The 10,688-nt window shown below is 45.7% G+C and carries 10 protein-coding genes; 5 read left to right on the plus strand and 5 right to left on the minus strand.

All coding sequences use genetic code 11. From position 1 onward, the window contains the following. Positions 1 to 176: 176 nt before the first annotated feature. Genes HGH90_RS13415 through HGH90_RS13425 form a run of 3 tightly spaced genes read right to left on the minus strand, consistent with a single transcriptional unit; the run spans position 177 to position 1,454 of the window. A complete protein-coding gene (locus HGH90_RS13415; RefSeq protein WP_168761919.1) occupies positions 177 to 386 on the minus strand; it encodes a hypothetical protein in 210 nt (69 codons plus the stop codon). Between the two features lie 14 nt (positions 387 to 400). Next, positions 401 to 850, minus strand: coding sequence for a hypothetical protein (locus HGH90_RS13420; RefSeq protein WP_211092838.1), 450 nt, complete (start codon positions 848 to 850; stop codon positions 401 to 403). Positions 851 to 866: 16 nt separating this feature from the next. Next, on the minus strand, positions 867 to 1,454 hold the full coding sequence (locus HGH90_RS13425) for an RNA polymerase sigma factor (protein ID WP_247679778.1): 588 nt from the start codon (positions 1,452 to 1,454) through the stop codon (positions 867 to 869). An 89-nt stretch (positions 1,455 to 1,543) separates the two neighbouring features. On the opposite strand from HGH90_RS13425, the gene HGH90_RS13430 reads away from it, so the two are divergent. Further along, positions 1,544 to 2,422, plus strand: coding sequence for a cation diffusion facilitator family transporter (locus HGH90_RS13430; protein WP_169191310.1), 879 nt, complete (start codon positions 1,544 to 1,546; stop codon positions 2,420 to 2,422). On the opposite strand, the gene rsmG is transcribed toward HGH90_RS13430, so the two are convergent. Beyond that, positions 2,419 to 3,048 carry a 16S rRNA (guanine(527)-N(7))-methyltransferase RsmG gene (rsmG, locus tag HGH90_RS13435; RefSeq protein ID WP_168761921.1) on the minus strand — a complete coding sequence of 210 codons (630 nt, stop codon included), beginning with the start codon at positions 3,046 to 3,048 and terminating at the stop codon, positions 2,419 to 2,421. The genes HGH90_RS13430 and rsmG overlap by 4 nt on opposite strands. A gap of 132 nt (positions 3,049 to 3,180) precedes the next feature. Continuing rightward, positions 3,181 to 4,317, minus strand: a complete 1,137-nt coding sequence (locus HGH90_RS13440; protein ID WP_168761922.1) for a glycosyltransferase — start codon at positions 4,315 to 4,317, stop codon at positions 3,181 to 3,183. A gap of 133 nt (positions 4,318 to 4,450) precedes the next feature. Between HGH90_RS13440 and tgt the strand changes: the two genes are divergently transcribed. The 4 genes from tgt to recG all read left to right on the plus strand — a co-directional run bounded on the left by tgt (position 4,451) and on the right by recG (position 10,612). Next, positions 4,451 to 5,581 carry a tRNA guanosine(34) transglycosylase Tgt gene (gene tgt, locus HGH90_RS13445; protein ID WP_168761923.1) on the plus strand — a complete coding sequence of 377 codons (1,131 nt, stop codon included), beginning with the start codon at positions 4,451 to 4,453 and terminating at the stop codon, positions 5,579 to 5,581. A 38-nt stretch (positions 5,582 to 5,619) separates the two neighbouring features. Then, entirely contained in the window at positions 5,620 to 6,699 is a 1,080-nt protein-coding gene (locus HGH90_RS13450; RefSeq protein ID WP_168761924.1) for an LptF/LptG family permease, read from the plus strand. Positions 6,700 to 7,087: 388 nt separating this feature from the next. Then, positions 7,088 to 8,413, plus strand: coding sequence for a citrate (Si)-synthase, eukaryotic (locus tag HGH90_RS13455; protein WP_145664765.1), 1,326 nt, complete (start codon positions 7,088 to 7,090; stop codon positions 8,411 to 8,413). A 105-nt stretch (positions 8,414 to 8,518) separates the two neighbouring features. Further along, the gene (recG, locus tag HGH90_RS13460; protein WP_317166147.1) at positions 8,519 to 10,612 is read left to right on the plus strand and encodes an ATP-dependent DNA helicase RecG; all 2,094 of its coding nucleotides are present in this window, start codon (positions 8,519 to 8,521) and stop codon (positions 10,610 to 10,612) included. Positions 10,613 to 10,688: the final 76 nt, after the last annotated feature.

The raw sequence follows: 10,688 nt of genomic DNA on the forward strand, positions 1-10,688 counted from the left end.
TTTCAATAACACATTACCTGTTGTTGTATGCAATATACCCGGGCCACTGCAATTTCTTTGAAGTTACGCCAGATTTGCGAGCCAGCCAAGATTTTATCATATAAAAAAATATTTTATCTATAATAAAATGGCTTTATGGCCCGGGAATATTGATATTAGGTCAGAAAAAAATCAATTTATTCGAGTATGGCGCATTCATATCCCTGTTTTTGTACAAATTCTACTATAATATTCTCCTCCACCTGTAAATCGGCAATGCGCAATACTTTATCACAGTCATCCAGGTCCACATGACAGGAGCCAACGCTGAAGCTGGATGAAATAGCCTGGATAACATAACGGCGTTTTTCCTGGCTGTCTATATTGGTTTTGAATATACCTATCATCGTACGGCAATTTTTTATGAAGTAGCTTGTTCGTCTTTATTGGGTTCTTCCGGTTTCCGCGGCGCTTCGTCCATATCGCTCCAGTAGCGTTCCCATCCTTCCCGTCTGGAAGCTCCAAATCCGCGCCCGCAGCGGTTGCGCAATTGTTCTCTTACCCTGGCCTGTTCTTCCGGTGACATATGCGCCATCTTTTCCCGAAGCTTGGCTTTCCATTCCCGGCCACGGGCCCATTTATCTTCCCAGGAGCGATTGTGGTGATTATGCCAGCCAAACAAAAGCTTACCGAGCAACAACAGGCCTAATGCCTGCCAGAAGGTAATTACCGGACCATGAAACAAGTCGGGAATCAGGCAATTCCATAATGTCATGGTTACAAATCCAATGGCCAGGATAAATGCGGCTCCCATCATTATGAATTTGAGTATGTGAAGTCCCTTTCTGCTTCTTCTGAAATCGTTTCTCATATCTTAAATAAATTAATCAGTCATTTAATAATTCGCGGTACAGTTCAGCCAAACGTTCCCGCAGGAATAATACCGCATAACGTTTGCGGGACAGGAGGGTATTTACGCCAATACCAGTTTCTTCGCTCATCTCCTTAAAAGATTTACCCTCCAGTTCATGTTGCAGAAATACCTGTCGCTGATCTGCCGGCAGCTCGTCTATAGCTTCCATAATGGCTTCCGACATGATTTTCTTTATCATGGGGTTATCGGCTTCCATATTTTTGTCGGCCAGTAATTCCGGTAGAAATAATACTTCTTCCCCTTCTATTTCCCGGGTATGGTCAGAGAATGGTGATTCTTTCTTTTTGCGGAAAAAGTCGGTAATCCTGTTGCGGGTAACGGCAAAAAGCCACCCGGTAATGGAGTCGACCTGGCTACCCAGCCGCAGGTACTCTGTAAACTGATAGAAAACATCCTGTAAAATATCCTCCGCATCAGACGCATTATTTACCCGTTGCCGGATAAAGTGAAGCAATCGCTTGCGTTCCTGCTTTACGGTTGCCTGTATGCGTTCGTTTTGCTCTATGGCCATAATGCTATTTGTAAGGACCAGCTGTTTCATCTTAATAAGGATGACGAAGCAGCAAAGCGGATATTTTATGATGAAAGAAAAAAAACTACTTAAATTACAAATAACGAAATCTGTCAGCTATGCATGACCATGCTCACGCCCATACTCCTGCGCTGAATAGTGAACAGGTGAACCGGGCTTTTATCTGGGGAATTGCCCTCAACCTGGCCTTTGTGGCGGCAGAATTCATATCGGGTTTTCTCACACATTCCCTCGCCCTGATGGCCGATGCGGGGCATAACCTCAGTGATGTGGCCAGTTTGGCCCTCTCTCTCCTCGGCTTTCGTTTGGCTAAAATTACTTCCAACCCGGGCTATACTTATGGGTATCGCAAAAGTACAATACTTATTTCCCTCTTTAACGCCATGTTGTTATTAGTGGTCGTAGGTATTATCGGCTACGAGGCGGTGAGGCGTTTCTCTGAACCTTATGAAGTACAGGGCCGCCCTATTGCCATTGTAGCCGGTATCGGTATCCTGATCAATGCCTTCACGGCCTGGTTGTTCTTCAAGGATAAAGAAAAAGACCTGAATATAAAAGGCGCCTACCTGCACCTGGCTGCTGATGCCGGGGTATCTCTGGCCACCGTGGTAGCCGGCGTGGTCATCATCTATACAAAATGGTATTGGCTGGACCCTCTGCTAAGCCTTATGGTAATGGTGGTAATTATAATAGGTACCTGGGGATTGCTGCGAGACAGCTTGCGCCTGTCGATGGATGGGGTGCCCAGAGAAATTGACATACAGGAGCTACGGAAAATGGCGTTAGCCATAAACGGTGTAAAAGATATCTATCATATCCATGTATGGGCGCTCAGCACCACTGAAAATGCACTGACTGCCCAGGTGAAACTGGATCCGCAGTTAACTGCCCTGGCCATTGAAGACCTGAAGAAAGAGCTGCGTCATGAACTGGAACACCTGGGCATCCGCCACGCTACATTGGAAATTGGTTGCTAGCTTTTGGCCAGTACCACAAACTTTTCCTGGAAACTTTCTTCCGGAAAGATATCATATACCTTCACCAGTCGTGGTTTTAGGCCACTATCAGATATTTCCTGGGCCAGGTCTCCCCCTTTCAGGCAGATCAGTCCTTTTTCAAACTGTTTGCCCGGGACGGCCGATTTTTTCAATACCGGCTTGCTCCAACGCCAAAGGTCGGCCAGAGGCGCCACAGCACGGGATACTACGATATCGAACTTCCGGTTTTTAATATCTTCAACACGGCTATGGGCAGCCGTTACATTTTTAAGTTGCAGCGCTTCCGCTACCCCCTGCACTACCTTTATCTTTTTGCCAATAGAATCTACCAGGTGAAACTGTACCTCCGGGAAGAAAATAGCCAGGGGGATACCAGGAAATCCTCCGCCAGTACCCAAATCCAGGATTTGGGTGCCCGGCTGAAAATCTGCGATGGCAGCTATACTGAGAGAGTGTAATACATGCTTTTCATACAAGGCATCAATGTCTTTGCGGGATATTACATTGATTTTCTCATTCCATTCTTCATATAATCCCTTCAACGCCCCTAATTGCGACAGCTGCTCCGGTGTAAAGTCGCTGAAATACTTTAAAATAATTTCCATGCCACAAAAATAAGGAGAAAGCTTAAAGCAGAAGCAAAAAGCTATTGCAGTGAATGACCAAGGCGGGTTAGAAATCCGCTAAGATAATCCTTCACAATAGCGTTTTGCTTCTGATTTAAGCTTTCTGCGCTACTACCACCGGTTCTTTGACTTGAAAAGTAAAGCGGGAGTAAATATGATATAATACAGCACCATAAAGATGTCCATCAGCCAGCTGAACTTGAAAAGATCACTTTCATCCAGTTTACGCATGGCGGCATAGGTAATGATAGACTGTACCAATATTTTAAGTCCGAAGATCCCCAGCACATACCAGAGGATGGGAGGCGGGAAGAACAGCCCTGCAATAAAAGCAGGATAGAAAAGGAAATGAGTCAGGGAAAATAAGCCCAAAACAAACTTGTGGCTGAAGCGGTAATGTTTGCCGGTAGACATATGCCGGGTTTTTTGCCTGAACCAGCTGTTCCAGTTTTGTTTAGGCTCCGAATAGGTAAATGCCTGTTTATCGATCACTACGCCCACATTTTTCCTGTTGGCGGCCGTATTTACAAACAGGTCGTCGTCGCCACTGGCAATATGCTGGTGGCTGGTGAAGCCTTTATGCTTAAAGAATAATTCTCTTTTATACGCCAGGTTACGTCCTACGCCCATGTAAGGCATACCGCTCATGGCAAAAGAGAGATGTTGCAGAGCGCTGAAGAAAGTTTCGTAGCGGATAATTTTATTGAGGAAACCGGGTTTCTTATGATAAGCCCCGTATCCCAGCACAATTTCTTTGTTGTTGGTAAATCCCTGGCTCATCAGCGAAAGCCAGTAAGTACTGCCAGGCTTGCAGTCCGCGTCTGTTAACAGTACAGTGTCGAACTGGGCGCCTTTTAAGCCGATGGATAAAGGATATTTTTTGCCTGGGATAAATTTCGCCGGCTGCTTGATTTCAATATGACGATAATGGGGATACCCTGGCTCTATGGAACGCAGGTAGTATTTCGTATCGTCTTCGGAGTTATCGTTCACCACAATCACCTCGTATTCTGGTTTCATATGCTGGTGGTAACGCTGTTGCAAAACCCCCGGCAGGTTTTTCTGCAGGTTCAACTCTTCATCCTTGGCACAGATGATGACTGAAAAAGACCCGTCAGGCGTATGATCAAGGTCAAATTTACGTCTATAAAAAGCTACCCGGGAGAAGATAAAAAGAAAATAAATGATCTGTATCCCTGCAACGGTAGCAAAAAAGTATAAGGCAATTTCCCCTAGATGGTCCAGCATAATGCTGGCAAAAATATAATATTTTTATTATCTGTAAAAGAATATTATTCGGTGTCATTCGCTTCAATAGCTTTTTGCTTTCTGTTTTCCGCTTTAAGCTTTACCTTATCTTTGCGGCCTGAAATACTGTTGCGTGAATTTTGAACTGATAACTACAGATAGTGGCAGCAATGCCCGGGCGGGGAAAATTACTACCGCTCATGGCGAAATAGAAACGCCCATTTTTATGCCCGTTGGCACTGTTGGCAGTGTAAAAGCGGTGACCCAGGAACAACTGAGGGCTGATGTGCAGGCCCAGATCATCCTGGGGAATACATATCATTTATATTTAAGACCGGGCCTGGAAGTATTATCCCAGGCGGGAGGCCTCCATAAATTTAATGGCTGGGACCGGCCCATTCTCACAGACAGTGGTGGCTACCAGGTATTTTCCCTGGCAGCCAATCGTAAAATCAAAGAAGAAGGGGTAGTGTTTCAGTCCCATATTGATGGCTCCCGTCACCTTTTTACCCCTGAAAACGTGATGGATATCCAGCGCACCATCGGCGCCGATATTATCATGGCGTTTGACGAATGCCCGCCTTATCCGTCTGAATACCGCTATGCGCGCAAGTCGATGGAGCTCACGCACCGTTGGCTCGATCGCTGTATCCAGCGCCTGAACGATACGCAGCCGGCTTACGGTCACGAACAAACGTTGTTTCCCATTGTACAGGGGAGTACCTATAAAGATCTCCGTAAGGCCTCGGCCGAATTTATCGCTTCCCGCAACTGTGCCGGTAATGCTATTGGTGGATTGAGCGTAGGCGAGCCGGAAGAAGATATGTATGAAATGTGCGGACTGGTATGTGAAGTACTGCCATCCGACAAGCCCCGCTACCTGATGGGCGTGGGCACGCCATGGAATATCCTGGAAAACATTGCCCTGGGAGTAGATATGTTCGACTGTGTAATGCCTACCCGCAACGGTAGAAATGGCATGCTTTTCACGTGGAATGGGGTAATGAACATCCGTAATAAAAAATGGGCGACCGATTTTAGTCCGATAGATGAAAACAGCACCTGCTTTGCTACCAGTCGGTATTCCCGCGCCTACCTGCGCCACCTGTTTGTGGCCGGAGAAATCCTGGGGATGACGCTGGCCAGTATTCACAACCTGGCTTTTTACCTCGAGCTGGTACAGGAAGCCCGTAAACAAATATTGGCAGGTACTTTTGCTGCCTGGAAAACAGGAATGGTGCAACAGCTGAAAACACGCCTGTAAAAGTTCGGACTATAAAATAAACTAATATCTTTGGGGTCATGACTAAGATTGACTGGTATATTTTACGCAAGCTCATAGGTACTTTCATTTACTCCCTGATGATATTCCTATTGATTTCCGTAGTGATCGACACCACGGAAAAAATAGATGATTTCATGAAGCATCACCTGTCGCTGCATGAAATTATAGTGGACTATTATTTTGGTTTTATTCCGCATATCCTGGCGTTATTATTCCCGCTGTTTATATTCCTGTCGGTTATATTTTTCACTTCCAAGATGGCGTATCGCTCGGAGATTATCGCCATCCTGGCGGCTGGCGTCAGTTTCCGCCGCTTTCTGCGCCCTTACTGGATGGGGGCTTTCCTGTTTGGCGGTATCCTCTGGCTGGCCAACTATTGGGTGGTACCCAATGCCAACCGCATCCGAACCACTTTCGAAAACAAATACCTGCATAGTCACGACGATGAAAAGGCGCAGTACAACCGTACCACCCGTATCGATAGTTTTACGTATGTTACCTTTGGCAGCTATGATCCCAACTATAAGAGCGGTAGTAATTTTGTGCTGTCTACCGTAAATAAGCAGACCATGTCATTCAAAATGAAGGCCGACAGGATTACCTGGGACTCCACTACCAAAAAGTGGCGGCTGGATTATGTGACCATGCGTACTATGAATGGCTTGAAAGAACAGTGGAGCAATAAGCAGGACACCATGCTAAAGCTCGCCCTGCTGCCTAAAGACCTGGTAGATGAAAAGAACCTGCAGGAAGCGATGACGACTCCGGAGCTGAGAAAGTTTATCAAGCGTGAAAGCATCCGTGGATCAGAGGGATTAAATACTTATTGGGTAGAATATTACCGCAGAACGGCAGCTGCCTTTGCTGTGGTGGTGCTCACACTGATCGGGGGCATTATCGCTGCCAAAAAAGTAAGGGGAGGAAGTGGATTACACCTGGCCCTGGGTATTGTGATCAGCGCAAGTTATATCATCTTCCTTCAGTTTGCTACGGTGTTTTCTGTTAAGGCTGACCTGGATCCTTTGCTGGCAGTGTGGATACCCAATTTTATATTCGGGGGGCTCGCCTTTTATCTGTATCGCCGGGCGCCCAAATGATGCCAGTTTCAACGAGTTTATAAAGGTTGTATCAAGAAAAGGATACAACCTTTTGTTTTATATAAATGGATTGCATAAACATTCCAACTTCGCTTATACCGCTCTGCCGGACATTATTTTCAGCCGATTTTTCTTTCAAAATTTTCAATTCATTCTGAAAATTTTACATTTCTTTAACGTCTATATAAATGTAAATTATTTAACATATACTAATAATTTATTGTTAATATATTACAATGTATTACTGCTATCTTGTTGCTTTGTGCTACTGCTTATTTATCGTTGTTAATTTGGCATTAAATACCATGAAATGGTGGTAACTTCGTTAACAAATCATTACTTTTGACTATTGATCGATTTTGTTTTCATTAATAACAATAGCAGTAAAATGGGGTACATAAAAGAGAAATTCAAGGTTAAAGCAGATGAACTTAACATTGAAGTAAAAGATCTGGTAAAGAATCACGGTAACAAAAAAATTGAAGATGTAACACTGGCGCAGGTTTACCAGGGTATGCGTGGTATTACCGGGTTAGTCACTGAAACTTCCTTACTGGATGCCAACGAAGGGATTCGTTTTCGCGGATATTCTATTCCGGAGTTAAGAGAACATTTACCAAAAGCGCCGGGAGGTGCAGAACCCTTGCCGGAAGGTTTATTTTACCTGATGCTGATCGGTGAACTGCCTACTGAAGCTGATGTACAATACCTCTCCAGCATGTGGGGCCGTCGTTCTCATGTACCTAATCACGTTTTCGCTGCTATTGATGCATTGCCTATCACTACCCACCCGATGACCATGTTCAACGTGGGTATCATGGCATTACAAACAGAATCTTCTTTCGCACATGAATATGCGGAAGGAATGAACAAAAAAGACTACTGGAGTTTCACCTATGAGGATACCATGAACCTCATTGCCCGTTTACCGCGTATTGCAGCTTATGTATATCGTCGTAAATATAAAGGTGGCCAACATATTCAGCCTAACGGCATGCTCGACTGGGCAGGTAACTTTGCACATATGCTGGGGTATTCCGATGAAGGATTTAAAGAACTGATGCGCCTGTACATGGTGATTCACGCCGATCATGAAGGTGGTAACGTGAGTGCACACACGACGCACCTGGTAGGTTCTGCCCTCAGCGATGCTTATTTATCGTTCGCTGCCGGTATGAACGGTCTGGCAGGTCCTTTACACGGTTTGGCTAACCAGGAAGTAATCAAATGGATACTCCAGATGCGTGAAGAGCTGGGTGGCGGTGTGCCTACCAAAGAGCAAATTACTGCCTATGTTCAGAAAACACTCTCTGAAGGTAAAGTAGTACCGGGCTATGGTCACGCAGTATTGCGTAAAACAGATCCGCGCTTTACTGCACAGATGGAATTTGCCAAGAAACATCTTCCAAACGATGAGCTGGTGAAAATTGTGTGGACCGTATACGAAACAGTACCGCCTATTCTGCAGGACCTGGGTAAAGTAAAGAACCCATGGCCTAACGTAGATGCTCACTCCGGCGCATTGCTGGTACACTATGGTATGGTAGAATATGAATTCTATACCGTATTGTTTGGCGTATCCCGCGCATTGGGCGTACTCGCTTCTCTTTGCTGGGACAGAGCACTGGGACTTTCCCTGGAAAGACCAAAATCCGTTACCACCGAGTGGATGAAGCAATTTGTAGAAGGTAAAGTAGATGCAGTAGCCGAATAGTTATAATTGTTTTTTACTAAAAAAGGCAAGTGGTGAATTTTTACCATTTGCCTTTTTTATTTTTGTCATTCACTAAAAGCATAGATCATTTCTACTTTTACCGCCATATTATCCAATCCGATAGAATACCTGAAGGGAGTGGGCCCGCAGAAGGGAGAACTGCTCCGTAAGGAAATCAAGGTATATACCTTCGGAGATCTGCTCCAGTATTTTCCCTTCCGGTATGTAGATCGCACTAAGATCGATAAAATTGCTTCCCTGAGCGGATATGAAGACTTTGTGCAGATCCGTGGAAAAATTATCAATATGGTGGTGATGGGAGAAAACAGGTCAAAAAGGCTGGTAGCCACTTTCCGCGATGAAACGGGTACCATCGACCTGGTATGGTTCCAGGGCTGGCAATGGATGCAAAAATCGCTGCGTGAAAATGTGGCCTACCTGGTATATGGCCGTATATCCGTATTCAATGGTGTTACCCAGCTGGCACACCCTGAAATGGACCTGCTTACAGAGGAAATTGCTACCGGTAAACAATTTCTCGAACCGGTATATTATACCACCGAAAAGCTGAAAGCCCGCGGACTAACGGCAAAGGCTATAGGAAAACTCACCAGAAACCTGCTGGAACAGTTGTCGCCGCTCGAAATCCGGGAAAATATTCCTTTGGATGTATTGCAGCAGTACCGGTTGATGCCCCGGTCGATGGCATATTTCAAAATACATTTCCCGGCTAATGAAGACGAAGCGCGCCTGGCGCAAAGGCGACTGAAATTTGAAGAATTATTTATTGCGCAGATACGTATCTGCCGGCTGAAACTGAAGCGGCACAAACAATCGCAGGGATATGTATTTGGCGCCGTAGGCGATTCATTTAATGAATTCTACAACCAACATCTGCCCTTTTCCTTAACCGGCGCACAAAAAAGAGTATTAAGGGAAATCAGAACCGATACCATGCATGGCCGGCAGATGAATCGGCTGCTGCAAGGAGATGTAGGTAGCGGCAAAACTATGGTAGCTTTGCTTACCATGCTGCTCGCTAAAGACAACGGTTTCCAGGCTTGTTTGATGGCGCCCACAGAAATCCTTTCCCAGCAACATTTCAAGGGGATCGCGGAATTACTGGAACGTATGGACGTAAACGTAGCCCTGCTTACCGGCAGCATCAAAGGAAAAGCCCGGAAAAAAATACTGGAAGGCGCACTCGATGGCAGCATCGACATACTTGTAGGAACACATGCCCTGCTGGAAAAAGAAGTACAGTTTAAAAACCTGGGGATGGCCATTGTAGACGAACAACACCGCTTTGGAGTGGCACAACGGGCACGCCTATGGGAGAAAAATCACATACCGCCGCATATCCTTGTAATGACAGCAACGCCTATCCCAAGAACATTGGCGATGACTATATACGGCGACCTTGATGTGTCCGTAATTGATGAAATGCCCCCGGGGCGTAAGCCTATTACCACCGTGCATCGTACGGAATATCAACGGCCCCAGGTCATGGATTTTATCAGAACAGAAATAAAGAAAGGCCGGCAGGCCTACATTGTATACCCACTGATTGAAGACTCGGAAAAGCTGGATTATGAAAACCTGATGAATGGGTATGAAGAAGTAAAAGCCTTTTTCCCTGAACCGCAGTTTTATATCAGTATGGTGCATGGCCGACAGCCGGCAGACCAGCGCCAGACCAACATGCAGCGCTTTGTTACCGGCGATACCCATATCATGGTGGCTACCACCGTGATTGAAGTTGGGGTGAATGTACCCAACGCTTCTGTGATGGTGATTGAAAGTACAGAACGCTTTGGCTTGTCGCAGCTGCACCAGCTGAGAGGAAGGGTAGGACGGGGCGCCGAACAATCGTTCTGCATACTCATGACTGGCAATAAACTCAGCCAGGATTCCAAAGAGCGTATCAACGTAATGGTACAAACCAACGATGGGTTCATTATTTCCGAAAAAGACATGGAGCTTAGGGGCCCCGGCGATATTGAAGGAACCCGGCAAAGCGGGGTGCTCGACTTTAAACTGGCCGATATTGTAGCCGATAAACCTATCCTGGATGCGGCCCGGGCCAGCGCAGAAAAAATATTGTCCGAAGACACCGATTTGCTGTTGCCTGAGAATCAGGCATTAAAAGAATTTTTAGCCGCCCAGCGAAGTAAATCCGCGTGGAGTAAAATTTCCTGAGCATTTTAACGTTTATTAATTGATGACGCGTAAAGCAAAAAGCTGCTGAAGTAGTAAGTCACTTGCATCCCGTTTA

Source organism: Chitinophaga sp. Ak27, assembly GCF_012726295.1.
Classification (GTDB): domain Bacteria; phylum Bacteroidota; class Bacteroidia; order Chitinophagales; family Chitinophagaceae; genus Chitinophaga.

Excerpts from the sequence above, each read along its gene's own strand:
- HGH90_RS13415 (WP_168761919.1), bottom strand. The coding sequence starts at position 386 with ATGATAGGTATATTCAAAACCAATATAGACAGCCAGGAAAAACGCCGT.
- HGH90_RS13420 (WP_211092838.1), bottom strand. The coding sequence starts at position 850 with ATGAGAAACGATTTCAGAAGAAGCAGAAAGGGACTTCACATACTCAAA.
- HGH90_RS13425 (WP_247679778.1), bottom strand. The coding sequence starts at position 1,454 with ATGAAACAGCTGGTCCTTACAAATAGCATTATGGCCATAGAGCAAAAC.
- HGH90_RS13430 (WP_169191310.1), top strand. The coding sequence starts at position 1,544 with ATGCATGACCATGCTCACGCCCATACTCCTGCGCTGAATAGTGAACAG.
- rsmG (WP_168761921.1), bottom strand. The coding sequence starts at position 3,048 with ATGGAAATTATTTTAAAGTATTTCAGCGACTTTACACCGGAGCAGCTG.
- HGH90_RS13440 (WP_168761922.1), bottom strand. The coding sequence starts at position 4,317 with ATGCTGGACCATCTAGGGGAAATTGCCTTATACTTTTTTGCTACCGTT.
- HGH90_RS13450 (WP_168761924.1), top strand. The coding sequence starts at position 5,620 with ATGACTAAGATTGACTGGTATATTTTACGCAAGCTCATAGGTACTTTC.
- HGH90_RS13455 (WP_145664765.1), top strand. The coding sequence starts at position 7,088 with ATGGGGTACATAAAAGAGAAATTCAAGGTTAAAGCAGATGAACTTAAC.